Raw genomic sequence first — 25,556 nt, forward strand, 5'->3', positions numbered from 1 at the left:
CCGGCACGGCCGCCGGGCTGCATCCTTCCCGCGCCAACCATTGTCGAGAGTGAGAGCAGGAGCATGACCAAGACCGAGACGCTCGAGGAGCGGGCGCCCGGCGCCGCCGGTCCGCCGCCACCCCCGCGGTGGTACTCCCGCGCCACGCTCGGCAGCTGGGTGGAGTCCGAGCGGGTCCAACGATTCGTGATCGTCCTGATCCTGATCAATGCCGCCACGCTGGGGCTGGAGACCTCCGACGCGGTGATGGCCGGGCACGCCGATCTGCTGCACACCCTCGACCAGATCTGCCTGGCGTTCTTCGTAGTCGAGCTCGCCGTCAAGCTTTACGCCTTCCGGGGCTCGTTCTTCCGGTCGAGCTGGAACGTGTTCGACCTGCTTGTGGTCGGCGTCGCCCTGATCCCCGGCTCGGGTGCGTTCGGGGTGCTGCGCTCCCTGCGGGTGCTACGGGTGCTGCGGCTGGTCTCGATGGTCCCGCAGCTGCGCCGCGTGGTCGAGGCGCTGGTCAAGGCGGTGCCCGGGATCCTCTCGATCGGCGCCCTGCTGATCCTGCTGTTCTACGTCAGCGCGGTGATGGCCACGATGCTCTTCGGTGACTCCTTCCCCACCGAGTTCGGCAGTCTCTCGCGGTCGCTGTTCACGCTGTTCCAGATCATGACCCTGGACAACTGGAGCGTCATCAGCCGGGCGGTCCTCGACGTCCACCCGTGGTCCGTCGCGTTCTTCGTACCGTTCGTCCTGCTGAGCGCGTTCACGGTGCTGAATCTGTTCATCGCCGTGATCGTCGACGCCATGCAGCACATCCGGGCCGACGAACCGGCGGCGACCGAGGGCGAGGTGCCCGCCGAGCCTGCGACCACGCGAGCGCTGGAAGGCGAGATCCGGGGCCTGCGGGACCAGGTCGCGGAGCTGACGGAGCTGGTGCGGAACCGCTCCTGACCGTCGTTGCGCGACGAGGGTCCGGTAGTGAGACTGGTCGGGTGTTCATCGACCGTAATCGCGGCGCCGGTGACCTCCCGGCAGCTCCAGACGCAGGGCAGCACCGGTGATCAGCAGCACGCCGTTCTCGAGTCCGCCGCTCTCTCCTGCACACTGTGGCGCAATCCCACCGATCACGACGATCCTGCCAATCTCGCCGACCTGTCCGACGGTGCCCGGATCGCCCTGAACTCCGACCCGGCCGGACCTCTGCCGGACTGGCTGCTGCGCCTGCGGGAACGGCTCAGGTATCCCCTGCTGTGGGAGGCGGTCCGCACGACCCATATCAGTGACCACTCGCTCGCCGGCTGGCACACGCCGGCGTCCGAGCTCGTCGATCACACCAACTACATCCTGACGAACACCTTCCGCGATACGCGGAACAGCGGGTGGGGGCCGCACAGCACGGTGCGCGACCCGGCGACGGAGAACGCTCTCACCCTGGACGTCCCGATCCGGGTCGACGGGCGGGACGTCCAGGGTCTGCGCCTGGACGGCGACCCCGACGTCGTCGGGCTCGCCGCGAGCCTCGGTGACCGGATCCTCACCGCAGTTCTCGCCCGGGAACACAAGCCGTTCCTCCGGCTGGCCTTCGCGACCCGACCGGACCGGGCTCCGGGGTGATCCGAACCGGTCAGGTGCTGGGCAGGAAGTCCTCGCGGGCGGGGGTGAACACGTCGATGAGTGTCCCGCCGGTGGCGGTCTCGCAGCCATGCCACTCGTTCGACGGCACCACGATGCTGTCCCCGTCGGTGATGGTGATCGGCTCACCCGACACCACGAAGTCGAAGGTTCCCTCGCGCACGTACGTGGCCTGCACGTGCGGGTGGGTGTGCGCAGCCCCGACACCGCCGGCCGCGAACTCCACCTCCACCACCATGAGTTCCGGGGTGTGTGCCAGGATCCGGCGACGCGTCTTGTCGTCGACCTGGGTCCACTCGGTGCTCGTCCGGCTGCTCTGCGCGCTCTGGGTGCTCACCCCGCCTACGTTAGCCTCAACCGGTGTCCCGAGACCCCGCCGCCATCCCGAAGCTCACCTCGGACATCCGCCGGAGCGTGGTCTGCCTGATCCCGGGCCTTGTCCTCGTCGTGGTGCTCGGCCCGGTCATCTTCGCCGAGCCCATCGAGGACAGCCTGGTCAGCGCGGTCGGCGCGGGGATGCTCGGGTGGAGCTGCTTCGCCGCCATCTACTGCGCACTGACCGTCTGGGCCTTCCGGGGTCTGCGTGGCGAACGTTTCCGCCGGTCCCTCATCGAGGCGGAGTCGACCGAGCCCCGCGCCGTGCGTCGCATCCTCCGGGTGCCGGGCGCCCGGACCATGCTCACCGGTGGCGACGGTCCGAGCTGGGCTGTCCAGGTGGCCCTGGTGGCGCTGGCCGCGGCACTCCTGCTCAGCGTCAACTCCCAGGTCCGGTCCGATCCGGCCCTCCTCCTCGTCGGTGTCGCGACGGTGGTCACCTCCTGGTTCACGGTGCTCGTCTCCTACGCGTTGCACTACGCACGGGCACAGACCCGGGACGCCGGCCTTCGCTTCCCGGGCGAGGAGCCGGACGGTCTCGCCGACTACCTCTACTTCGCGACCTCCGTGTCGACCACGTTCGCGACCTCCGACATCACCGTCGAGACCGCCCGCATGCGCCGGCTCGTGACCGGCCACGGGCTGTTGGCCTTCGCTTTCAACACCGTGATCGTGGCGATCGTGGTCGCGATCCTCGTGGGCACTCTGATCTGACCCGCGCGTGCGAGGTGGTGACTTCTCCCCATCGTCGCGACGCCTGCGGGGCGCCCGCACGGGTCGACGCCTACTAGGGTTGAGGGCCAGGGGGTTGGCCCCAGTCCCCGCGGTCTCCCGCGGCGGGCTCCCGGGGCTCTTCTGCGCGGCCCGCCGCGCCTGTGATGAGACCCGTGCACCGGTGCGCCCACCCGCACCCGTGCCATCAGGCGACGGGATCCGAACAGACGAAAGTGAGACCGGGGATGAACTCCAGGCGTATGTGGACGGCGTCGGCAGCAGCCGTCGCGGGGGCGTTGCTGCTGGCCGGCTGCGGCGGCGGCGACGCGGACGAGCCGGAGACGGGCGCCGACCCGACCGTCGAGGACGTGGCGGCCGACGAGCCCACGGAGGAGGAGACCACCGAGGAGCCCGAGAGCACCTTCGACGTCGACGCGATCGACTTCGGTGAGCCGGGTGCGGCCACCGCGCCGGGTACCGCGCTGGCCCTCGGCCAGGTCGCGTGGGTGGAGCGGACGGTGACCTTCAGCGACGAGACGGAGGTGACCGGCACCCAGGGCATCAGTGTCCTGCAGATCATCGAGTCGGACGCGTCGCTGTTCGAGCAGTACTCCAACGCGGACGAGTTCGTCGACTACGTCCCGTACCTGATCGTGACGCAGCAGCAGTGGATCGGGGACGTCCCGGCGGATGAGAACCCGCCGTCCGCGGACCTGTTCCCCCTGCTCGCGGACGGTGCCGACGCCGAGTACCTGACCTCGCAGTTCTCCTTCAACAGCCCCGGTGACTCATGCGGCCTCGAGCTGCCGCCGTTCGACGAGGAGACCAACACCGCGGTGAGCTGCTTCGTGGGCCTGTCCAACTCCGGCCAGCCGGTGAACGGTGTCGAGTACAACGGCGAGGGCTACTACTCCTTCGTCGCGACCCCGGGCAACCTCTACCTGGAGTCCCCGATCGTCTGGCGGTGACCCACAGGGCACAGCCGCAGCGCCCGGAGCCACCGAGGAGGTGGTTCCGGGCGTTCGCGTTCCGTGGCGGTGACGCTGCGTCAGGGCAGCGACCGGGCCAGGCGGAACCCGACGTCCTCGATGGCGAATGTGGGGTGGCTGCGTCTGCGGACCCCGGCCCGCACGCTCCACTCCGGGTCGCTCCAACCGCCGCCGCGAAGCACCCGATAGTCCCCGTAGACGTCCGGGTCGTAGCGCTCGAAGCACCACTCCCAGACGTTGCCGAGCATGTCGTGCAGCCCCCACGCGTTCGGCGCCCGGGTGGCGACCGGGTGCGGCTGCTCCCCCGAGTTTCCCGCGTACCAAGCGATCTCGTCGAGTTTGCCGTAGCGCGGTCCTGTGCTGCCGGCCCGGCAGGCATGCTCCCATTCCGCCTCCGTGGGAAGCCGGTAGCCGGTACTCCCGACGGCGCAGGTCACCTCGTCATCGATCGTGTAGGCGGGCTCGAGGTGCTCACGCATCGACAGCGCGTTGCAGAACCGGACGGCGTCGAGCCAGGAGACGGTTTCCACCGGGAGATCGTCTCCGGCCGCGGCACTCGGGGTGACGCCGAGCACGGCGCGGTACTGCGCCTGGGTGACGGGTGTCCGCCCGAGCAGGTGTGCGGTGACGTCGACCTGCCACCGCGTGGAGGTGCGCCGGTCGTGCAGCGTCACGGAGCCGGGCGTCACCTCGACCATGTCCGGCCGCGACGGGGCGAACACGCGGCTCAGCCGCCCACGAACGTCAGCACGACCGAGACGACGATCGAGAGCAGGCCAACGCCCACCAAGAGCCCGCCGACGAGCCGCAGGGTGCTGATCGCGGACGGCTCCGGCGCCCCGCGCAGCCACGCCTTGGCCGTGGCCGCGACCAGGATGCAGAGCAGGCCGATCGGCAGGGTCGTCCAGGTGAACACGTCCGCGATCGACCCGACCACCTGCGCAGCATTCACGAACGCACGCTACCCCGTCCGGCTCGGCCCGGCGCACCCGCGGACCTCGTCGTGCAGCATCCGAGCGACCCATCCGATCGTCTGCTCGGCGACGGGCTGGGTGGTGGCGGGCACTCGGGACTCGGTCAGAGCGGCCACGACGAACCGCCCGCCGTCGCGGTGCGTGACGACGCCCACCTCGTGTCTCAGGTGCAGGAAGGTGCCGGTCTTGGAGGCCCAGGACGCGGCGTCGGTGGCCAGGTCCGGCGCGAGCCGGTGCCGCAGCAGGTTGCCGGCGAGCAACTCCTGAAGGCGATCGGCGGTGCCCGGCAGTAGGTCTGCACCGCTCCAGATCCGTTCGAACACGTCCGCCATGGCGCGCGCCGAGCCGGAGTTGGCCATGGAGACGTCCAGCTGCGGGATCACGTGGCCCCGGCCCTGGGTGGCGGAGTCGATCGCGAGCGTCTGAGCCAGATGCGCGTCGGCCGGGTCGAGCCGGGACGCCAGGGACCGGTGCAACTCTCCGATCGTGTGCCGCACGGTGACGTCGGTGATCGACATCGACCGGAGCCGCCGGGTCACCTGCTCCGGTGGGCACAACCGGAAGAGCGCCTCGGCCGCCGTGTCGTCACTGACCGCGACGGCGAGATACAGCAGGTCGGAGAGCGCGATGGAGGCAGGCTCCGTGAACCGGCACAGCCCGGTGGCTCCGGGCACGCGAATCGTGGCGTCGATGAGAACCTGCTCGTCGAGGTCGAGCTCGCCGGTGCCGGCCAGCTCGAGGACGTCGAGGGCGAGTGGCACCTTGACGAGGGAGGCGAGCGGGAACAGCAGGTCGGGCTCGAGGCCGAGCTCCCGGCCGGTGTCGAGGTCGCGAACGAGGAGAGAGCCGCGCAGCCCGGCGTCCTCCAGTGCGCTCGAGGCGGCCGCCAGCACCTCCGGGGTGCTCCTCACCTCGGCACCGCGCCCCGGTCGGACAGCTCGGCACCGAGCGCGCCCGCGACATCGGTGATCGCCACGCCGAGGAAGCGACGGACCAGGTCGGCCTCCCGCCCCGCCACGTCGTAGCCCCGGACCAAGCCCGCATCCCCCACCCGTGACCAACCGAGGCCGTACTGCTCGGCGTCCGCCTCCGAGCACAGGACCAGGTCATCCCGCGACCACACTTCGGCCACGGCGGCGACCATGTCGGTCGCGACCCGTACCTGCGCCGGAGCGAGTCCGGCGGACTGCGCGGCGAACACCAGGCGGTCGCGCACGTGCGGCACGGCGTCCTCCGGTTGGATCCAGATCCGGCCGGCCTCCGCCGGCCGGGAGCCGCGTCCACTCCGGATCGACGCCAGGTAGAAGGTGATGTCCGCACCCAGGTCCCGGCCGCCACGGCTCGATCGGCCGACTCCGAGCGGGACGCACCACCGGGCCTGGTCCGCGGCAGCGGGCTCCAGCCCCAGGTCCAGCACCCCCGAGCGGAGCGCATCCGCGCGCTCGGCCGGATCTGCGGGCCGCACCTCGAGGTGTAGGTCGGCGCGCCGCGCGGTCGCGACGAGGTGGGCAAGCTCGGCAGGCGGGAGGCCGCTCGGTATGCCGAGGGCGATCGGACGGCGGCGCGAACGCCGGGCGTCCACCCGGAGCTCACCAGCGGCGCGGACCAGGCGCTCGGCGGCGGGCAGCACCTCATGGCCGAGTCGAGTCAGCTCCACGCGTCGCGACGTCCGTTCGAAGAGGCGACCGCCGAGCTCGACCTCGAGGGCGGCGACCTTCCGGCTGGCAACCGACTGGGTCACGCCGGCCACTGCGGCGCCGGTCGTGAAGCTGCTCCGCTCCGCGACGCTGACGAACACCTCGCACGCGGAAACGAGATCCATTCGAACAGTCACGGATGCGAAATTAGCATCAATGGCGATCTTCAGTGCTTGGACTGCATGGCTGCTCGGCACCGATGCTCTCTGCCATGAGCACTGATACCGACCTCACCGCACCCAGCCGCCGCGCCATCCTCCGTTGGGGTTCGGCCACCGCCGCCTCCGTCGGCCTGTTCGGCAGCGCCGCTCTGACTGCGTGCGCCGGTCCCTCGCCGGCCCACTCCGACCCGACCGACCGGGGTCCTGACGCGCTCGTCAGGCTCGAGGAGGAGTCCGGTGTCCGGATCGGAGCCGTCGGGATCAGCTCGGCCGCTCGCGTGGCTCACCGCGCCGAGGAGGCGTTCCCGATGTGTTCCCTGTTCAAGGTCCTGGCCGTGGCCTCGCTCCTGCGCGAGCGAGCCTATGACGACGCCTATTGGGCCGAGCCGATCCCGTTCGGACCGGCGGACCTGGTCGAGGACTCACCGGTCACCTCCGCGACAACCACCTGGGCGATGAGCCCGACGGCACTCGCCGATGCGGCGCTGCGATTCAGCGACAACACGGCGGGGAACCTACTGTTGGCCGAGCTCGGTGGTCCGGAGGCGATCACCACCTTCGCCGCGGACCTCGGCGCGGCGAGCACCAGGCTGGACCGTTGGGAGCCGGAACTCAACGAGGCGACCCCGGGCGACCTGCGCGACACCTCCACCCCCTCGGACATCGCACTGCTGTACCGGGCGCTGCTGCTCGAGGACCGGGCCGGCGTGCTGACCGGCGCACGACTGCGGGACTGGATGCTCCGCAACACGACCTCGGCCGCACGGATCAGGGCGGGCCTGGACGGCGACGTCGAACTGGCGGACAAGACCGGTGCCGGCAGTTACGGCGTCGTCAACGACGCCGGCATGCTCTGGAGCGCTGGTTCCGACCCGGTCACCTTGGTGATCCTGACCCGCACCGACGACCCGGCCGCTGCCAACGACAACGAGGTCGTCGCCGAGGCGACCCGCATCATCATGAGCGAGCTGACCCGTGGGTGAGGCGACCCGGGGCGACCGGGTCCGGTCGCTGGCCGGCCTCGCGGTGGGCGCAGGTGGCTCGCTCGTCACTGCGATCTCGATCCTGCCGGCGGTCGTCTCCGCCGCGGGCTGGGGAGCCGGCACTTTGCTCCTGGCGATGCTCCTGTCGGCTCTGTTGATCGCCGTGCCGGTGTCCCTCGGCCTGGCCATCGCGAGCCCCCGTGGAACCCGCTGGCGTTGGGCGGCGGTCGCCGTTGCTGCGCTGGTCGTGGTGCTGGTGCTGAGGCCCGCCGTCGGTTCGCTCGACGTGCTCTGGTTGGGCTGACCCCGCATCGATCGGCACGACCGTCCTGGAACCATCCGAACTGGGTGGTGGCCCTGGGAACGGTGCGCTGTCACGATGTGCGAACCACCCGAAGCACAGATGGGCACCAGATGGTCACCGAGCACCGCGCGGCAGCGAACGATCCGGACGCTGAACCGCTCCATGATGCGGGAGCCGCCACCGAGCAGTCCGGCGACGTGGGCCGGGCGAGCCGGTGGTTCGCCGGCGCGCCCCGGGCGCCGCGGGACCGCCGTCCGACGGACGCGGTGCTGTTGGGCCTCTCCGCGCTGATCCTGCTCCTGGTGTGGGCGTTCGCACGCCCCGCGAGCACGGATCTCCGGGTGCTCGAGTCCTTTGCCGACTCCACCTGGTTCGGGTCCTGGATCTGGCAGGCCCTCCTCACCCTGCTGATGATGTGGGCGGCACTTCTCATCACGGTCGCGATCGCCTGCGGTCGCTGGCACCTCGTCCGCGACCAGGCCGCTGCCGCCATCGCATCGGCTGCAGGTGCGGTCGTGGTGGGACTGACGGTCGGCTCCGCGGCCGACGCGACGGACGCGCTCATGCCATGGTCCGCCGACGGCGCTACGTACCCGGGCCTGGTGCTCGCCGTGACGACCGCCGTCGTCACCGTCACGGCACCACAGGTGGTCGCGCCGGTACGCCGGATCGGCCGCGCCCTGGTGATCGCCGGCGCCGTCGCCGCCGTTGCCACCGGCATCACCGGTCCCTGGGGCAGCCTCACCGGGGTGGCCCTCGGCTGGGTCACCGCGGCCGTCGTACACCTGATCGCCGGATCACCCGGCGGCCGGCTCACTCTCGCCGAGGTCGGGCGGGCCCTCACGGAGATCGGGGTCGATGCCCGCGACCTGCGGTACGTGGCCATGAACGAGCGGGGGCAACTCCTGGTGGCCGGCGCCTCCTCCGACGGCGCGGAGCTGTTGGTGCGCGTCTACGGTCGCGACGCCTGGGACAGCCAGTTCGTGACGACCGTCGGCACCTCACTGTGGTACCGCGACCGGGAGCCTTCCGCGCGCCTCTCCCGGCTCGGACAGGTGCAGCACGAGGCCTTCGCGACCCTGCTCGCCGAGCGTTCCGGGGTCCCGGTTCAGCCGATCGTCGCCGCTGGTCTCGCGGGCGACCGGGATGCCCTCCTCGTGGTGAGGGCCGACAGCAGTCCGTTCACGAACATGAGCGCCGGCGATGTCCCCGACGTCCTGGTGGCAGGGTACTGGGCCGCCGTCGCCCGCCTGCACGAGATAGGGCTCTCACATGGTTCGCTCCGGCCATCCGCGCTCGTGGTTCGCTCCGATGGCACCGCCGCTCTCGCCGACCTGAGCCAGGCCCGGATCAGCCCGAGCCCGTTCCTGCGGGCGGCGGACAACGCCGCTCTCCTGATCGCCACGGCCCTGGTGCTCGGACCCGATCGCGCGGTGGCCGCGTCGGCGGCCGCGCTCGGCGGCGAGCAGCTCGTGGAGGTGCTGCCGCTGCTTCAGCCGGGGCTGCTGGCTCGCACCACCCGCAAGCAGGTGCGCGATCACGGGCTCGACATCGGCGCGTTGCGCACCATGGCCAGCGAGGCCGCCGGTGTGGAGGCGCCGAAGCTCGCCCAACTGCGCCGGCTCAGCCTCGGCAAGGTCCTGACCGTCGTCGTGGTGGTCCTGCTCGCCTACGTCATCGTCGGGGCGATCAGCGGCATCGGGCTGGACAACCTCATCGCCGAGCTCAGCGCGGCCATACCCGGCTGGGTGATCGCGGCGATCCTGGTGACCCCGCTGGTGCAGGTGGGCTCGGCGATGTCGACCATCGGCGCGTCGCCTCGCCCGTTGCGATTCCTGCCCGTGCTCGCGCTGCAGTACGCCATCCAGTTCATGGGTCTGGTGGTGCCGAGCGTCGCAGCCCGGGTCGCCCTGATCGTGCGCTTCTTCCAACGCGCCGGCCTGCCGTCGACCACCGCGGTGACCGTTGGGGCGATCGACGGCGCCAGCGGCATCGTGACCCAGGCGATCATGCTGGTCGTGTTGGCGGCGACCGGCCTGGTCTCGCTGACCCTGCCGTCGGGCGGCCTGGAGATCGACCTGCCGCTGGCGCTGATCGCCCTCGGCTTGGTCGCGGCGATCGGTATCGCCTGGGCGATCCCGCCAGTGCGCCGATTCCTCCGGGCCCGGTTCGCGGAGACCCACGAGAGCTTGCAGGTGCTCCACTCGCCGAAGAACCTGGCCCTGATGCTCGTCGGCAACGTCGTCGCCCAGACGCTCCTCGCCGTCGTGCTGTGGCTGTCCCTGCGGGCCTTCGGGCAGGAGCTGCCGCTCACCGAGCTCATCCTGATCCAGTGTGTGGTCGCCCTGTTCGCCGGGCTGATGCCCGTGCCCGGCGGCATCGGGGTTGCCGAGGCGGCTCTCACCGCCGCCCTGGTCGCCGCCGGCATCGAGGAGGCGACGGCGTTGTCCACGGCCCTCGTGTTCCGGATCGCCACGTTCTACCTGCCGCCCGCCTACGGCGGTCCCGCCCTTGGCTGGCTCCGACGGCGTGGCGACGTCTGAACTACTTCGCCTTGGTCTTCCTGCTCGAGCCGCCACCGTCGGAGCGAGCTTCGGCCACCTTGCGTTTGACGAAGATGACCGGCAGGAGCACGGTCGCGATCATCGTCAGGAGCCAGACCACCACGGACGTGATGAGCCAGGAACCAACCCCGCCGGTGATCTGGAAGTTGTCACCGAAGACCAGCGAGCTGACCAGTAGCCCGGCGAACGTGCTGACGAGTCCGGCGGCACCGATCAGCACTGGCGCACGATTGTTCGCGACCGTCGAGATGAACGGTGATAGCACGGACTGGATCACCGCGAACACCACGACCACGGCGATGAAGGAGACCGGGGTGATGGTCAGGTCGTCGATCACGAGCGTCGCGACGGCGAGCCCGACGGCGGCCGCCCCGAGGAAGAAGGCGAGTCGGATCAGCATGCGGATCATCCGGCGGACCTGCTCTCTGCGGTGCCCTGGCACCGGCGGGATGCCGGCGGCAGTCGGTCCGCTCGCATCGCATGCTAGTCCTCACGCGGTCGCGTCCGCGCGCGGGTCAACCCACCTGGACGCTGTCCACCAGAGGTCCGCACCCGGCCTCGATCACGTCTCGGTTGCCGGAGGTCCACTGGCAGTAGACGTGCAGCAGCTGCGTCTCGGAGAACAGCCAGTAGCCGTGGTAGTCGTAGGAGGCCAGCCCGATGTCCTGCTCGAGGGCGGGCAGCCCGGCGACCGTCGTCATGCTGGCTTCGGTGAGCGGCTCGGCGTCGATCTGGTCGCGATAGGAGGCGAGCCGGGTCTCGATCGCGGACAGTGGTACCCGGCCACAGTCGTCGGCCACGTCGCCCCAGTCGAGGCCGGAGTAGAGCACCACGTTCAGCACGTTCAGCGTCGGCAGCGGCGGACTCGTCGGTTCCGCGTACCAGGTGCTCTCGATCGTCTCGACCGGGTTGTCCTCGTGGTAGGTCGTGACGACCTCGAAGGTCGACGGAGTGGACCAGGTGGCCGTGGCCAGGTCCACGTCGGCGAGCTGCAGCTCCTTCGGGTCGGGGTCGTCGCTGCATTCGAGGAATCCTGGCGGCACGGTCCGCGGCTCCGTAGGTGTCGCACCGGTCCCGCCGCCCGCGCCGGTGGGCCCGTCGGGTCCGGGCGCCGGGCTCTCCTGATCGCACCCGGCCACGAGGGCGATCGCCAGCACCGCGGCGGCCACCGCGGTCGCCCGCCGGGCGGGCCGGATCCGGTGGCCCATCAGCTGACCGTCAGCGACTCGACGATCTGCAGGCAGCCGTCCTCGATCGGGGCTCGGTACTCCTCGGCCGTCCACTGGCAGTAGGCGTGCAGCAGCTGGTTCTCGGAGAACACCCAGTAGCCCGTGTAGTCGTAGGAAGGGAGCCGGATGTCCTGGTGCAGGGCCGGCAGACCGGCGATGGTGATCCGCTCGACCTCACTGAGCGGCTCGGCCCCGATCTGTTCGCGGTACCGGTCGAGCTGGGCTTCGATCGCGGTGATCGGGACCCGGCCGCACTCGTCGGCCAGGTCGGTCCAGTCGAGTCCGCCGTAGATCACCACGGCGCCGACGTTCAGCCGCGGCAGCGGATCGTCGACCGGCTCACCGACCCAGTTCGCCAGGATCTCCTCCAGCGGGTTGTCCTCGACGTAGCCGGTGGCATCGGCCCACCCGATCGGGGTCGCCCAGACCGCCGTGGTCAGGTCCACGTCGGCCAGCTGCAGGTCCTTGTCACTCGCCGCATCGGGGCACTCGAGGAACCCGGCTGGCGCGCTCGGCTGGGCGGTGGGTGTTCCGCTCATCGAGCCGCCGCCGGTGGGACGGCCCGGGTCCTCCGGGCCGCCGGTGGGCGTGGTGCACCCCGCAAGGAGCACCGCGCCGGCCAGCAGCACTCCCAGCCGCCGCCAGAGTCCGGCCGTCACGGGATCACCACCGACTCGAGAAACTGGTCGCAGCCCGCCTCGAGGCCAGGCCGCTCGGCCTCCGAGACCCACTGACACTGCAGATGCAGCAGCTGGGTGTTCGAGTAGAGCCACCAGCCGTGCGCCTGGGTGCCCTCGAACGTGAAGTCGTGAGCGATCGCCGGCTGCCCACCGATCCGGACGATCTCCGATTCACCGACCGGCACATCGGTGGTGCCCGGAACCTCCCAGTACTCGGCGACCCGGGCCAGCGCGGCCTCGATCGGGATCTGGGCACAGCCGCCGACGACCAGGTCGCCCCACGCGACCTCCGGGTAGAACGTCACCGCGATCGCCGACGCGGCCGTGGCCTCCGGCCCCTCGTAGGAGGCGACCCAGAGTTCGACGTTCTGTTCCTCGTAGTCGTTGACGGAGACGAAGTCGTCGCTCTCGTAGAAGTCCGCCGGGGTTGTCCAGGTGACCCCTTCCAGGTCCACGTCGCCGAGGGAGTCCTTGACCTCCTGCCCGCACTCCAGCAGCCCGGCCGCGCCCGACGGCGTCTCGCCGCCGGACCCCTCCGTGCCGCCCGGGGACGTGGTCGTCTCGGTACCGGTAGGCACCTCGGTGCCCTCGGTGTCGCCCGGCGTACAGGCGGCGAGGCCGGTCAGCAGCAGCCCGGAACCCAGCGCGACGGCGAGCACCCGGTACCTCGCCGGCGCGGGCCGGTTGCTCACTGGCCGACCTGGATCGACGGGATCAGTTCGGCACAGGCGGCCTCGACGAGTTCCTGTTCGTTGGTCCACTGGCAGTAGGCGTGCAGCAATTGACCCTGGGAGAACAGCCAGTAGCCGTGGTAGTCGTAGTCGGGCAGGTCGATGTACTGCTCGACGGCGGGGAATCCGGCGACGGTGGTCACCTCCGCCTCGGTGATCGGCACGGCGCCGATCTCCTCCGTGTAGCCGGCCTGCTGGTCGGTGATCACGTCGACGGGCAGGGTGCCGCACTCCCCCGCCTGCTCGCCCCAGTCGACGCCGTCGTAGATGACCACGTTCACGATGTTGAGGATGTCGACCTCCGCGGTCGGCTCCGCCGTCCAGGTCGAGAACACCTCGTCGACCGGGTTCTCCTCGTGGTAGATGAACGTCTCCTGGAACCCGGACGGCGTCGACCAGGTGGCGGTGGTGAGGTCGACGTCGGCGAGCTCGACCACCTTGTCCGCATCCGGATCGCCGCACTCGAGGAACCCGCCGGGCGGAGAAGGCGTGTCGCCGCCGCTCGCGTCGGCGGGAGTCGTCGGACCGTCCGCCGAGGGCTCGTCATCACCCGGTCCGCAGGCGGCCAGGGCCACCGTCGCGAGCGTGGCCACGAGCGCCACGCGCCATCCACTGCGCATCACATGGCTTGTCTAGCACACCCAGGTGGGAGCACCCGGAGCCGTGGGCGGGCAGCACTGCCCACACGGCCGCGGGACGCACCCAGCCCGGGACGGCCACGTCGGTCCGGACGGCGACCGGCGCCGATCGGTCAGAAGGATGCGGAGGCGATCAGCTCGTCGCAGCCGGCGGTGATGACCGACTCCGCCTCCACCCATTGGCAGCCGAACGTCACGAGCTCGGTCGCCCCGTAGACGGCGTACGTGCGGACGGTGAAGCCATGGCTCGGGTACCACGCGTCGTACCGGACGGCCGGAAGTCCGCCGACCTCCACCCAGGCGTACTCCCCGAGAAGTTCGGCGCCGGCCTCGGCGTTCACGACGTCGAGCCGCGCGAGCACCAGCTTGCGGTCGAGCTGCCCGCAGTCGGTCGTCACCGGTCCGAGCGCGAGCTCGGCGTAGTGGACCACCGCGAGGACGTTGAGGTTGCCGACGCCCGACGCGGTCGGCACCAGGTAGTCGGCGGTGTAGTCACCCTCCGGGGAGGAGATCTGCGTGTAGCCGCCGCTCTCGGTGAAGCCGTCCGGGACGCCGTGGTCGAACCGGTGCAGGTCCTGCGGCGCCGGCTCGGCGCCCGCATCCTTGCTGGCGTCGTCGCACTCGAGCAGCCCCGGCGGCACGGTGGCCGGGCCGGTCGTGCCGCCGGAGACCGGCCCGCCTGGCGTGGTCCGCTCCCCCGTCGGCCCGGGTGCGGGTGCGGCGCAGCCCACCAGCATGAGCAGCACGCCGAGCACGAGCACCACGGCGCCCGAGCGGGCGCTGGCGCGGGTGTTCTGCATGGTCGTCATCGTCGCACGGGTCCAGCCGTTCGCCCGACGGCGCAGGGCGGGTAGTCCTCCCCTGCGCCGTCGGCGAGGTGTTCAGCCGTGCTCGACCCGGCCGAGCCGGGCTTTCAGTTGACGCTCTGTTCCTCACCCACGGTGTGCACGCGGATCGAGTTCGTGGTGCCGGGCTGGCCCGGGGGCATGCCGGCGACCACCACGACGGTGTCCCCGTCCTCGGCCTGTCCGGAGTTGCGCAGCACCACGTCGACCTGGTCGATCATGTCGTCGGTGTGCTGCACCTTCGGCACGATGAACGTCTGGGTTCCCCAGGTCATTGCGAGCTGGTTGCGGGTGGCCTCGACCGGAGTGAAGGCCAGCAGCGGTGTCGCCGAGCGGAGCCGCGACATCCGGCGAGCGGAGTCGCCGGACTGCGTGAAGCAGGCCAGGTACTTAACGCCGAGGGTCTCACCGATCTGCGCGGCCGCCTTCGTCAGCACGCCGCCACGCGTGTGCGGGGTGGCCCGCAGCTTCGCGATGCGCTCGAGGCCGTGCTCCTCGGTGTTCTCGATGATGCGGGCCATGGTCCGCACGCACTCGATCGGGTACTCACCGACGGAGGTCTCACCGGAGAGCATCACCGCGTCGGCGCCGTCGAGCACCGCGTTGGCGCAGTCCGAGGCCTCGGCGCGGGTGGGTCGCGGCGAGCTGATCATCGACTCCAGCACCTGGGTGGCCACGATGACCGGCTTGGCGTTGCGCAGGCCCATCTCGGTCGCCCGCTTCTGCACGAGCGGCACCTGCTCCAGCGGGAGCTCCACACCGAGGTCGCCGCGGGCGACCATGATGCCGTCGAAGGCGTCGACGATCTCGGCGAGGTTCTCGACCGCCTGCGGCTTCTCGATCTTCGCGATGACCGGGACGGTACGCCCCTCCTCGTCCATGATCGCCGCGACGTCGGCGTAGTCCTTCGCGGACCGGACGAAGGAAAGTGCGATGAAGTCCGCACCCAGCCGCAGCGCCCAGCGCAGGTCCTCGGCGTCCTTCTCGGAGAGGGCCGGCACGTTGACGGCAACGCCGGGCAGGTTCAGTCCCTTGTTGTTGGACACCGGGCCGGCCACCTCGACACGGGTCGTCACGTGGGTCGCCGTGACGTCGGTGACCCGGACCGTCACCCGACCATCGTCGATGAGGATCTGGTCGCCTGCCTTGACGTCCTGGGGCAGCCCCTTGAACGTCGTCGAGACCAGTTCCTTGGTCCCGGGCACATCGTCGGTCGTGATCGTGAACACGTCGCCCTCAGCGAGGTAGTGCTTGCCCTCGACGAACCGTCCGAGCCGGATCTTCGGTCCCTGCAGGTCGACCAGGACGGCGACGGCACGCCCGGACGCCTCCGCGGCGGCGCGCACATGGCGGTAGACCGCCTCGTGCGCCGCCACGTCCCCGTGGCTGCGGTTGATCCGGGCGACATCCATGCCGGCGTCCACCAACGCCTGGACCATCTCGGGGGACTCGGTTGCCGGTCCCAATGTGCACACAATCTTGGCTCTACGCATGTTCAAACCTTATGCCCTCTCGCCGGGTGCCCTGACGGCACGCGGCATCACTCGAACGAGCCGTCACCGCCCGTTCGACAACTCCTTGCCACCCGTTCGGTTGGTGGCCATTCGGTTACTGCGACTCAGACCGTGATCGAGACCGTGGTGGGCTCGATCGGGGCCGGCAGCTCGGTGTGCCCGCGCAGGAACTCGTCCACGGCGGCGGCGGCAGAGCGGCCCTCGGCGATCGCCCACACGATGAGCGACTGACCGCGTCCGGCGTCACCGGCGACGAACACGCCAGGCACCGAGGTCGCCCAGGCGCCGTCCCGCGCGATCCGGCCGCGCGGGTCCACCTCGAGCCCCAGCTGCTCCACGACTCCCGCCGTCGGCACGCCGGTGAAGCCCATCGCGAGCAGCACGAGCTGCGCCGGGATGACGCGCTCGGTGCCCTCGACCGCAACCGGCCGGCCCGTCCCCATGTCCACCTCGACGACCCGCAACTGCGTGACGTTGCCGTCGTCGTCGCCGACGAACTCGACGGTGGACGTGGCGTAGACCCGCTCGCCGCCCTCCTCGTGGGCGCTGGCGACGCGGTAGACCATCGGGTAGGTGGGCCACGGCTGGCCATCTGGCCGGTCCTCGGTGGGACGCGGCATGATCTCCAGCTGGATCACGTTCTTCGCGCCCTGGCGCAGGGCGGTGCCGAGGCAGTCCGCGCCGGTGTCGCCGCCACCGATGACCACCACGTCCTTGCCGGCGGCGGTGATCTGGTCCGGGACCAGGTCCCCGGCGGTGGCCCGGTTCGACTGCGGCAGGTACTCCATGGCCTGGTGGATGCCACCGAGTTCCCGGCCGGGCACCGGCAGGTCGCGGCGCACCGTGGCGCCCATGGCGAGCACGACGGCGTCGTACCGCTCGAGCAGCTCGGTCCCGGTGAGCTCGCCGTCGGCGCCGATCTCGACGCCCGGTCGGAACCGGGTGCCCTCGGCGGCCATCTGCTCGAGGCGGCGGTCGACGTGCCGCTTCTCCATCTTGAACTCGGGGATGCCGTAGCGGAGCAGTCCGCCGATGCGGTCGTCACGCTCGAACACGGCGACGGTGTGTCCCACCCGGGTCAGCTGCTGTGCGGCGGCGAGGCCGGCCGGGCCGGAACCGATGACCGCGACCGTCGAGCCGGTCAGCCGGTCCGGGATCTGCGGGGTGACCAGGCCATCGTCGAACGCCTTGTCGATGATGGACTGCTCGATGTTCTTGATTGTCACGGCGGGCTGGTTGATGCCGAGCACACACGCCGTCTCACACGGCGCCGGGCACAGCCGGCCGGTGAAGTCCGGGAAGTTGTTCGTCGCGTGCAGGCGCTCGATGGCCTCGTCGAAGCGGCCGGTCCGGGTGAGGTCGTTCCACTCCGGGATGAGGTTCCCCAGCGGGCAGCCGTTGTGGCAGAACGGGATGCCGCAGTCCATGCACCGGCCCGCCTGCCGGGTCAGCGCATCGGCGTCCTCCGCCCGCTTGGAGTAGACCTCCTTCCAGTCCATCAGCCGGATCGGAACCGGCCGGCGGACCGGGAGCTCCCGGTCGCGGATCTTCAGGAATCCCTTGGGGTCAGCCATGGGTCGCCTCCAACACTCGGGTCCAGACATGGGGTTCGCTGACGTCCACGCCATCCGCGCGGGCGTCGGCGAGGACGGCGTTGACGCGGGCGTAGGCCGGCGGCAGCACCCGGGTGACCCGGCGCCGCACTTCCTCCCGGTCCTCGCGCAGCTGCGCCGCGATCCGCGAACCGGTGTGCTCGGTGTGCCGGGCGAGCAGGTCCATCACCAGGTTCAGGTCCTCCTCGTCGAGCTCGTCGAGGGCCAGGTCACCGGCGGCCACCGCGGGGCCGTTGACCAGGTCGCGGTCGAGGTCGAGCACGTACGCCGTGCCTCCCGACATCCCGGCGCCGAAGTTCCGCCCCGTCGGGCCGAGGATCAGCACGGTGCCTCCGGTCATGTACTCGCAGCCGTGGTCGCCGACTCCTTCTACGACGGCGGTCGCACCGGAGTTACGGACCGCGAACCGTTCGCCGGCGAGTCCGCGCAGGAAGATCTCCCCGGACGTGGCGCCGTAGGCGATCACGTTCCCGGCGATCACGTTGTCCCCCGGCGCGAAGGTGGCGCCAGGGTCGGGCCGGACGATGACCCGACCACCGGACAGCCCCTTGCCGACGTAGTCGTTGGCGTCCCCGAACAGCCGCAGGGTCACGCCCGGGGTGAGGAACGCACCGAACGACTGCCCGGCGGAGCCGTGCAGCGTCACGTCGATGAGCCCGTCCGGCAGCCCGGCGGCCCCGTGGCGCTTGGTGATCTCGTGGCCGAGCATCGTCCCGACCGTCCGGTTCACGTTCCGCACACGCGTCGTGTAACGGACCGGCTCGCCGGCGTCCAGGGCCGGCCGAGCGGCCGCGATCAGCTCGTTGTCAAGTGCCTTCTCGAGCCCGTGGTCCTGTCCGCGCACCGCGCGCGGTGCGGATCCAGGAGGCAGCACGGGCTGGACCAGGATGGGGCTCAGGTCGAGCCCCGACGCCTTCCAGTGGGTGACGGCAGCCCTGGTGTCCAGCGCATCGATCGCGCCGATGGCCTCGTCGATGGTGCGGAACCCGAGGGCAGCCAGATACTCCCTGACCTCCTCGGCGATGTACTCGAAGAAGGTGACCACGAACTCCGGCTTGCCGGAGAACCGGGCGCGCAGTTCCGGGTTCTGGGTGGCCACCCCTACCGGGCAGGTGTCGAGGTGGCAGACCCGCATCATGACGCAGCCGGAGACGACGAGCGGTGCGGTCGCGAAGCCGAACTCCTCGGCGCCGAGCAGAGCGGCGATCACCACGTCGCGGCCGGTCTTGAGCTGGCCGTCGGCCTGGACCACGATGCGGTCCCGGAGGTTGTTCATCACCAGCGTCTGCTGGGTCTCGGCGAGGCCGATCTCCCACGGCGCACCCGCGTGCTTGAGCGAGGTGAGCGGGCTCGCGCCGGTGCCACCGTCGTGGCCGGAGATGAGCACGACGTCGGCGTGCGCCTTGGACACCCCGGTGGCGACCGTCCCGACGCCGACCTCCGACACCAGCTTCACGTGCACCCGCGCCTGCGGGTTCGCGTTCTTCAGGTCGTGGATCAGCTGGGCGATGTCCTCGATGGAGTAGATGTCGTGGTGCGGCGGCGGCGAGATGAGCCCGACGCCGGGGGTCGCGTGCCGGGTCCGGGCCACCCACGGGTAGACCTTGTTCCCCGGCAGCTGGCCGCCCTCGCCGGGCTTGGCACCCTGGGCCATCTTGATCTGGATGTCGTCGGCGTTGACCAGGTAGTCGGAGGTCACCCCGAACCGGCCGGACGCGACCTGCTTGATGGCGCTGCGCCGTCGGGGGTCGTACAACCGCTCCGCGTCCTCGCCGCCCTCGCCGGTGTTGGACTTCGCGCCGAGCTGGTTCATCGCGATCGCGAGGGTCTCGTGCGCCTCCATCGAGATGGAGCCGTAGCTCATCGCCCCGGTTGAGAACCGCTTGACGATCTCGGACACCGGTTCGACCTCCTCGACCGGCACCGGCGGCCGCAGGCCCTCGCGGAACTGGAACAGGCCGCGCAGCGTCATCAGCCGGCGCGCCTGGTCGTCGACCCGGCGGGTGTAGTCCCGGAACACGTCGTAGCGACGGGTCCGGGTCGAGTGCTGGAGCCGGAACACGGTCTCCGGATCGAACAGGTGCGGGTCACCTTCGCGGCGCCACTGGTACTCGCCGCCCACCTGCAGGCGCCGGTGCGCCGCGGTGATGCCGCTCTTCGGATACGCGATGGCATGCCGGGCCGCGACCTCGGCGGCGATGACGTCCAGGCCGACTCCGCCGAGCGGCGACGGCGTTGCCGTGAAGTACTTCTCGATGAGGTCGGTCGACAGGCCGAGGGCCTGGAACACCTGGGCGCCGCGGTAGGAGTGCACGGTGGAGATGCCCATCTTGCTCATCACCTTGAGCACACCCTTGCCGAGACCCTTGATCAGGTTCTTGACGGCCTGCTCGGGCGTGACGCCCTCCACGACGCCGGAGCGCACGAGTTCCTCGACGCTCTCCATCGCGAGGTAGGGGTTCACGGCGGCCGCACCGTAGCCGATGAGCAGGGCGACGTGGTGCACCTCGCGCACGTCCCCGGCCTCGACAAGGAGACTGATCCGGGTCCTGGTCTGGCGGCGCAGCGTGTGGTGGTGCACCGCGGAGGTGAGCAGCAGGGACGGGATGGGCGCGAGTTCGGCGTCCGACTCCCGGTCGGAGAGCACGATGAAGGAGACGCCCCGCTCCACGGCCTCGTCCACCTCGGCGAAGATCTCCTCCAGGCGCGCCTCGAGCGCGGCGGCACCGCCGCTGACCCGGTACAGGCCGGAGATGGTGATCGCCTCGAAGCCGCGCCCGGGTCCGGGGGTGCGCTGCACGTGCTTGATCTTCGCGAGCTGGTCGTTGTCGATCGTCGGGAACGGGACGATCAGCTTGCGGGCGTGCGCCGGCGTGTCCTCGAGCAGGTTCGGCTCCGGCCCGATCGCACCGCCGAGGGAGGTAACGAGCTCCTCGCGGATCGCGTCCAGCGGCGGGTTGGTGACCTGCGCGAACAACTGGCTGAAGTAGTCGAACAGCAGCCGTGGGCGCGAGGACAGCACCGCGATCGGAGTGTCCGTACCCATCGAGCCGAGTGCCTCGGCACCACTGGCCGCCATCGGCCGGAGCAGGATCCGCAGTTCCTCCTCGGTATAGCCGAACGTCTGCTGGCGGCGCAGCACGGACGAGCGGGAGTGCGCCACGTGCTCACGGTCCGGCAGGTCCTCCAGGGTGACCAGGTTCTCGTCCAGCCACTGCGGGTACGGGTGGCTGTCGGCGAGCTCGCCCTTGATGGCCTCGTCCTCGATCACCCGGCCGGAGCCGGTGTCGACCAGGAACATCTTCCCGGGCGCCAGGCGTCCCTTGCGGGCCACCCGCGCCGGGTCGATGTCGAGCACACCTGCCTCGCTGGCGAGGACCACGAGCCCGTCGTCGGTGATCCAGAACCGACCGGGCCGCAGCCCGTTCCGGTCCAGGACCGCACCGATGTAGCGGCCGTCCGTGAAACACATCGCGGCCGGGCCGTCCCACGGCTCGATGATCGTGGAGTTGTACCGGTAGAAGGCCCGCCGGTCCGCGCTCATCGAGGCGTGGTTCTCCCACGCCTCCGGGATCATCATCAGGACCGCGTGCGGCAGCGAGCGCCCGCCCAGGTGCAACAGCTCGAGCACCTCGTCGAAGCTGGCGGAGTCGCTCTCCTCCTCGCTGCAGATCGGCAGGAGGTCACGCACGTCCCCGAGCCGGTCCGAGGCGAGGGTGCCCTGCCGGGCCGCCATCCAGTTCCGGTTCCCGCGCACCGTGTTGATCTCACCGTTGTGCGCCACCATCCGGAACGGGTGCGCCAGCGGCCAGGACGGGAACGTGTTGGTGGAGAAGCGCGAGTGCACGAGCGCGATCTCGGACGCGAACCGTGGGTCGGTCAGGTCCGGGAAGAACGGGGCGAGCTGGGTCGTCGTGAGCATGCCCTTGTAGACGATGGTCCGCGAGGACAGGGACGCGAAGTACACCCCGAAGGCGTGCTCGGCGCGCTTGCGCAGCCGGTACGTGCGGCGGTCCAGGTCGACCCCGGACAGTTCCCGGGCCGGGTCCGCGACCACGAGCTGGCGGAACGTCGGCATGCAGGCACGTGCCGTGGGGCCGACGAGTTCCGCGGTCACCGGCACGTCGCGCCAGGCGAGGACGTCCAGACCCTCCTGACCGGCCAGCTCCTCGATGCCCGCCTGGGCGGCGGCCGCCTCGTCGGCGTCGGCCGGCAGGAAGGCGATACCGATGGCGTAGTGCCCGGGCCTGGGGAGCTCACCGGGGATGACGTCCCGCACGAAGGCATCGGGGATCTGGGTCAGGATTCCCGCACCGTCGCCGGAGTTCTCCTCGGCGCCCACCGCACCGCGGTGGTCGAGGTTGGCGAGCGCGGTCAGGCCGGCATCGACGATGTCGCGGCCGGGGGTGCCCCGCAGGGTGGCCACGAACGCCACCCCACAAGCGTCATGCTCCTGGGCGGGGTCGTACAGACCCTGCTTCTCGGGAGTGGCGCTGAACGCCGTGAAGGCACTCGTGGCGGTCGTGACGTTGCCGACGCTGTTCGCGCTTCGGGACTGCGGGGACCTGTTCATCCGATCATCCTCACCACCGCGGGGATCGGGGGACCCGCGGCATCGGTTGCACTACTTGTTGGGACGCCGTCGACCCACCTGCGGCGGAGACTTTACTCTCCGCAGACCATCAGAGGATGCACGCCCCATGTTTCGGTTGTGTTACGCCCATGTGAAATAGGAGACCTGCGGAGCCCAGACCGTTGCGATCGTGGCGGGCCCGCTTCGCACACGGGTCACCGACCTGGGTCGTCCTCCGGGAGGGGATCCTCGGCGCCGGCCTTCGTGCGGGTCTGCTCGAGGTCTGCCTGCTCGTCGACGGTCTCCGTTGGAGTCTCGTCGGTCATATCGTTCTCCTCAGCGTCGTCGACCGGATCGGTCTCGGCTGTGTCGACCACGTCGTCCGAGTCTGCCTCGGATGCTGCGTCGACCTCGTCCTCGCTCTGTTCGTCCGGTTCACGACCGGGGAGCCAGACCGACTCCTCCCGCCCGGGGTGGCGGCGGGAGATCACGATGAAGATTATCAGGGCCGCCACACCGACGATGATCGAGGTCCAGACGTTCAGTCGCAGACCGAGGACCTCCTCGGCCTCGTCGATGCGGAGGTACTCGATCCAGACGCGGCCGAGGGTGTACCCGAACACGTAGAGCCAGAACACCCGGCCGTGCCCGAGCCGGAACCGGCGATCGAGCCAGACGAGCACGCCGGCGAGCACGAGGTTCCAGAGCAGCTCGTACAGGAACGTCGGATGGAACAGGGTCCCGGCGGGATAGTCCAGGCCCTGGGCGCGCAGGGTCTGCTCGGAGATCTGCAGACCCCACGGGAGCGTCGTGGACGCGCCGAAGAGCTCCTGGTTGAAGTAGTTGCCGAGCCGGCCGATCGCCTGCGCCACGGCGAGAGCGGGCGCCAGGGAGTCCGCGAACGGAGCGAGGCGCAGGCCGGCGCGGCGCAGACTGATCCAGGCACCGAGCGCGCCCGCCGGGATCGCGCCCCAGATGCCGAGACCGCCGTTCCAGATCGCGAACGCGAGCCAGGGGTCGCCGTTCGGTCCGAAGTACGCGTCCGGTGACGAGAAGACGTGGTAGATCCGCGCGCCGATGATGCCGAACGGCACCGCCCAGAAGATCGCGTCGAGGACGGCACCCTCAGGTCCGCCGCGGGCCCGGTACCGACGGATCGCGATGAAGCCGGCCACCACGATCCCGGCGAGGATCGCCAAGGCATAGGCCCGGATCGGTATCGGTCCGAGGTACCAGACCCCCTGCGGTGGGCTCGGGATGCCGTTCACGGGACCAACCGTCCGGCCCGCACACCCTCGGCGAGCTCGCCGATGAGACGGCGCAGGTCCGCCAGGGCGGCGTCCCGGTCACCGTCGGAGCGGATCAGGGTGCGCACGAGCGCCGAGCCGACGATCACGCCATCGGCGTAGCTCGCCACCTCGGCCGCCTGGGCACCGGTCGAGACCCCGAGGCCGACGCAGACGCGTTCGGCCCCGGCCGCCCGGGTCGCCGCCACGAGCGCCTCCGCCTTCGGGCCCACGCTCGCGCGCGCCCCGGTGACGCCCATCGTGGAGGCCGCGTACACGAAGCCCCGGCTGGCGGCGGTGGTCAGGTGCAGCCGCTCCGTGGTGGAGCTCGGCGCGACCAGGAACACCTTGTCCAGGTCGTGGGTGTCCGCCGCGGCGATCCATTCCCCGGCTTCGTCCGGGATCAGGTCCGGGGTGATCAGGCCCGCTCCCCCGGCGGCGACCAGATCGGTCGCGAAGCGGTCCACCCCGTAGCGCAGCACCGGGTTGTAGTAGGTCATCACGAGCGTGGGGGCACCGGTCTCGGCGACCTCGCGGACCGCACGCAGCACGTCGGCGGTCCGAGTGCCGCCGGCCAGAGCGGCCTGCATGGCCTCCTGGTTGACCGCGCCGTCCATGCCGGGGTCGGAGTACGGCAGGCCGAGCTCGACGATGTCGGCACCGGCCTCGACGGCTGCACGTGCCGCGGCGATGGAGCCGTCCACGTCCGGGTAGCCGACGGGCAGGTACACGACGAGAGCGGCGCGACCCGCCGCCCGGGCTGCGTCGATGGTTGCGGCCGTCCTGGATCCGGTCATGCCGTCGTGCTCCCGCTCTCGTCCTCGCCGCTCGCTGCATGCGGATCCACGAGCCCGAACCACTCGGCCGCCGTCTCCACGTCCTTGTCCCCGCGCCCGGACAGACTGACCAGGAGCACCGTCTCGGCCGGGTCCGCGCCGGCGGCCACGAACTCGCGGCCGAGGGTCATCGCCCCGGCTAGCGCGTGCGCGCTCTCGATGGCGGGCATGATCCCCTCGGTGCGGGTCAGCAACCGGAACGCCTCCATGGCCTGCGCGTCGGTGACCGGCCGGTACTCGGCCCGCCCGATGCTCGCGAGCCAGGAGTGCTCCGGCCCGACGCCCGGGTAGTCCAGGCCCGCGGAGATCGAGTGGGACTCGATGGTCTGCCCGTCCTCGTCCTGCAGCAGGTAGGTCTTGGCGCCGTGCAGCACGCCGGGGCTGCCGGCGCCGATGGTGGCCGCGTGGCGCCCGGTCTCGACACCGTCACCGGCCGCCTCGCAGCCGATCAGGCGAACGCCGGCGTCGTCCAGGAACGCGGTGAAGATGCCGATCGCGTTGGACCCGCCGCCCACGCAGGCCACGACGGCGTCCGGGAGCCGCCCGATCCGCTCCGTCAGCTGCTCGCGGGCCTCCTCGCCGATGATCTTCTGGAGGTCGCGCACCAGGGCCGGGAACGGGTGCGGGCCGGCGGCGGTGCCGAACACGTAGTTGGTGGTCTCGACGTTCGCGACCCAGTCCCGGAACGCCTCGTTGATCGCGTCCTTGAGGGTCCGTGAGCCGGCGGTCACGGGGATGACCTCGGCGCCCAGCAGACGCATCCGCGCGACGTTCAGTGCCTGCCGGCGGGTGTCCTCCTCGCCCATGTAGATCGTGCAGTCGAGGCCGAACAGTGCGGCTGCGGTGGCGGTGGCGACCCCGTGCTGGCCCGCGCCGGTCTCGGCGATGACCCGGGTCTTGCCGACCTGTTGGGTGAGCAGCGCCTGACCGAGCACGTTGTTGATCTTGTGGGACCCGGTGTGGTTGAGGTCCTCGCGCTTGAGGAACACCCGCACGCCGCCGGCGTGCTCGGCGAACCGGGGCACCTCCGTGATCGGACTGGGCCGGCCGGTGTAGTCCCGGTGCAGTGCGGCGAGGCGCTCGATGAACGTCGGGTCATCCTTGAGCTTGTCCCAGGCGGTCGCGAGGTCGTCGAGCGCCGCGATCAGGGCCTCGGGCACGAATCGGCCGCCGAAGTCGCCGAAGTAGGGGCCGACGGCGTCCCGGAAGTCCGTCACGGCAGCGGGCTCG

24 protein-coding genes are annotated in these 25,556 nt (G+C 70.7%); 7 read left to right on the plus strand and 17 right to left on the minus strand.

What is annotated here, in order from left to right:
* Positions 1 to 63 precede the first annotated feature (63 nt).
* On the plus strand, positions 64 to 939 hold the full coding sequence (locus HALOF300_RS22480; protein WP_156743129.1) for an ion transporter: 876 nt from the start codon (positions 64 to 66) through the stop codon (positions 937 to 939).
* A 69-nt stretch (positions 940 to 1,008) separates the two neighbouring features.
* Positions 1,009 to 1,602, plus strand: a complete 594-nt coding sequence (locus HALOF300_RS22485; protein ID WP_156743130.1) for a hypothetical protein — start codon at positions 1,009 to 1,011, stop codon at positions 1,600 to 1,602.
* 10 nt (positions 1,603 to 1,612) lie between these two features.
* Here HALOF300_RS22485 and HALOF300_RS22490 read toward each other — a convergent pair whose 3' ends face one another.
* On the minus strand, positions 1,613 to 1,957 hold the full coding sequence (locus tag HALOF300_RS22490) for a cupin domain-containing protein (RefSeq protein WP_197522775.1): 345 nt from the start codon (positions 1,955 to 1,957) through the stop codon (positions 1,613 to 1,615).
* A 23-nt stretch (positions 1,958 to 1,980) separates the two neighbouring features.
* On the opposite strand from HALOF300_RS22490, the gene HALOF300_RS22495 reads away from it, so the two are divergent.
* A complete protein-coding gene (locus tag HALOF300_RS22495) occupies positions 1,981 to 2,709 on the plus strand; it encodes a DUF1345 domain-containing protein (protein ID WP_156743131.1) in 729 nt (242 codons plus the stop codon).
* Positions 2,710 to 2,954: 245 nt separating this feature from the next.
* Positions 2,955 to 3,677, plus strand: coding sequence for a hypothetical protein (locus tag HALOF300_RS22500; RefSeq protein ID WP_156743132.1), 723 nt, complete (start codon positions 2,955 to 2,957; stop codon positions 3,675 to 3,677).
* A gap of 80 nt (positions 3,678 to 3,757) precedes the next feature.
* On the opposite strand, the gene HALOF300_RS22505 is transcribed toward HALOF300_RS22500, so the two are convergent.
* The 4 genes from HALOF300_RS22505 to HALOF300_RS22520 are packed head-to-tail and all read right to left on the minus strand — an operon-like array spanning position 3,758 to position 6,494.
* Entirely contained in the window at positions 3,758 to 4,420 is a 663-nt protein-coding gene (locus HALOF300_RS22505; RefSeq protein WP_231955698.1) for a formylglycine-generating enzyme family protein, read from the minus strand.
* Between the two features lie 5 nt (positions 4,421 to 4,425).
* Positions 4,426 to 4,650: a hypothetical protein gene (locus tag HALOF300_RS22510; protein WP_156743133.1), complete on the minus strand. Its 225-nt coding sequence runs from the start codon at positions 4,648 to 4,650 to the stop codon at positions 4,426 to 4,428.
* Between the two features lie 9 nt (positions 4,651 to 4,659).
* Entirely contained in the window at positions 4,660 to 5,583 is a 924-nt protein-coding gene (locus HALOF300_RS22515) for a serine hydrolase (RefSeq protein WP_156743134.1), read from the minus strand.
* The gene (locus HALOF300_RS22520; RefSeq protein WP_156743135.1) at positions 5,580 to 6,494 is read right to left on the minus strand and encodes a LysR family transcriptional regulator; all 915 of its coding nucleotides are present in this window, start codon (positions 6,492 to 6,494) and stop codon (positions 5,580 to 5,582) included. Before HALOF300_RS22520 ends, HALOF300_RS22515 begins: the two co-directional genes overlap by 4 nt.
* An 86-nt stretch (positions 6,495 to 6,580) precedes the next feature.
* Here HALOF300_RS22520 and bla point away from each other — a divergent pair, with 86 nt between their 5' ends.
* The 3 genes from bla (at position 6,581) to HALOF300_RS22535 (ending at position 10,360) form a co-directional block, all read left to right on the plus strand.
* Positions 6,581 to 7,513: a class A beta-lactamase gene (gene bla, locus HALOF300_RS22525; RefSeq protein WP_197522776.1), complete on the plus strand. Its 933-nt coding sequence runs from the start codon at positions 6,581 to 6,583 to the stop codon at positions 7,511 to 7,513.
* Positions 7,506 to 7,817, plus strand: a complete 312-nt coding sequence (locus HALOF300_RS22530; RefSeq protein ID WP_156743137.1) for a hypothetical protein — start codon at positions 7,506 to 7,508, stop codon at positions 7,815 to 7,817. The genes bla and HALOF300_RS22530 overlap by 8 nt, the downstream gene beginning before the upstream one ends.
* 110 nt (positions 7,818 to 7,927) lie before the next feature.
* Positions 7,928 to 10,360 (plus strand): lysylphosphatidylglycerol synthase transmembrane domain-containing protein, encoded by a 2,433-nt coding sequence (locus HALOF300_RS22535; protein WP_156743138.1) that lies wholly within the window; start codon positions 7,928 to 7,930, stop codon positions 10,358 to 10,360.
* 1 nt (position 10,361) lies between these two features.
* On the opposite strand, the gene HALOF300_RS22540 is transcribed toward HALOF300_RS22535, so the two are convergent.
* From HALOF300_RS22540 to trpB, 12 genes are all read right to left on the minus strand, one after another.
* On the minus strand, positions 10,362 to 10,781 hold the full coding sequence (locus tag HALOF300_RS22540; protein WP_197522777.1) for a hypothetical protein: 420 nt from the start codon (positions 10,779 to 10,781) through the stop codon (positions 10,362 to 10,364).
* A 115-nt stretch (positions 10,782 to 10,896) separates the two neighbouring features.
* Positions 10,897 to 11,589, minus strand: coding sequence for a hypothetical protein (locus tag HALOF300_RS22545; protein ID WP_156743140.1), 693 nt, complete (start codon positions 11,587 to 11,589; stop codon positions 10,897 to 10,899).
* A complete protein-coding gene (locus HALOF300_RS22550; RefSeq protein ID WP_156743141.1) occupies positions 11,589 to 12,269 on the minus strand; it encodes a hypothetical protein in 681 nt (226 codons plus the stop codon). The genes HALOF300_RS22545 and HALOF300_RS22550 overlap by 1 nt, the downstream gene beginning before the upstream one ends.
* A complete protein-coding gene (locus HALOF300_RS22555) occupies positions 12,266 to 12,982 on the minus strand; it encodes a hypothetical protein (protein ID WP_156743142.1) in 717 nt (238 codons plus the stop codon). Before HALOF300_RS22555 ends, HALOF300_RS22550 begins: the two co-directional genes overlap by 4 nt.
* Positions 12,979 to 13,641 carry a hypothetical protein gene (locus tag HALOF300_RS22560; RefSeq protein ID WP_197522778.1) on the minus strand — a complete coding sequence of 221 codons (663 nt, stop codon included), beginning with the start codon at positions 13,639 to 13,641 and terminating at the stop codon, positions 12,979 to 12,981. Before HALOF300_RS22560 ends, HALOF300_RS22555 begins: the two co-directional genes overlap by 4 nt.
* Before the next feature lie 131 nt (positions 13,642 to 13,772).
* A complete protein-coding gene (locus HALOF300_RS22565; protein WP_156743144.1) occupies positions 13,773 to 14,459 on the minus strand; it encodes a hypothetical protein in 687 nt (228 codons plus the stop codon).
* A 113-nt stretch (positions 14,460 to 14,572) separates the two neighbouring features.
* Positions 14,573 to 15,997 carry a pyruvate kinase gene (gene pyk, locus HALOF300_RS22570; RefSeq protein ID WP_156743145.1) on the minus strand — a complete coding sequence of 475 codons (1,425 nt, stop codon included), beginning with the start codon at positions 15,995 to 15,997 and terminating at the stop codon, positions 14,573 to 14,575.
* Between the two features lie 125 nt (positions 15,998 to 16,122).
* Positions 16,123 to 17,592, minus strand: coding sequence for a glutamate synthase subunit beta (locus HALOF300_RS22575; RefSeq protein WP_156743146.1), 1,470 nt, complete (start codon positions 17,590 to 17,592; stop codon positions 16,123 to 16,125).
* Positions 17,585 to 22,204 (minus strand): glutamate synthase large subunit, encoded by a 4,620-nt coding sequence (gene gltB, locus HALOF300_RS22580; RefSeq protein ID WP_156743147.1) that lies wholly within the window; start codon positions 22,202 to 22,204, stop codon positions 17,585 to 17,587. Before gltB ends, HALOF300_RS22575 begins: the two co-directional genes overlap by 8 nt.
* 215 nt (positions 22,205 to 22,419) lie before the next feature.
* On the minus strand, positions 22,420 to 23,472 hold the full coding sequence (gene lgt / locus HALOF300_RS22585; RefSeq protein ID WP_156743148.1) for a prolipoprotein diacylglyceryl transferase: 1,053 nt from the start codon (positions 23,470 to 23,472) through the stop codon (positions 22,420 to 22,422).
* Positions 23,469 to 24,287 (minus strand): tryptophan synthase subunit alpha, encoded by an 819-nt coding sequence (gene trpA, locus HALOF300_RS22590; RefSeq protein WP_156743149.1) that lies wholly within the window; start codon positions 24,285 to 24,287, stop codon positions 23,469 to 23,471. The genes lgt and trpA overlap by 4 nt, the downstream gene beginning before the upstream one ends.
* Positions 24,284 to 25,543, minus strand: coding sequence for a tryptophan synthase subunit beta (gene trpB, locus HALOF300_RS22595; RefSeq protein ID WP_156743162.1), 1,260 nt, complete (start codon positions 25,541 to 25,543; stop codon positions 24,284 to 24,286). Before trpB ends, trpA begins: the two co-directional genes overlap by 4 nt.
* Positions 25,544 to 25,556 lie beyond the last annotated feature (13 nt).

The sequence above is a fragment of the Occultella aeris genome, assembly GCF_902703175.1.
Taxonomy (GTDB): Bacteria; Actinomycetota; Actinomycetes; order Actinomycetales; family Beutenbergiaceae; genus Occultella; species Occultella aeris.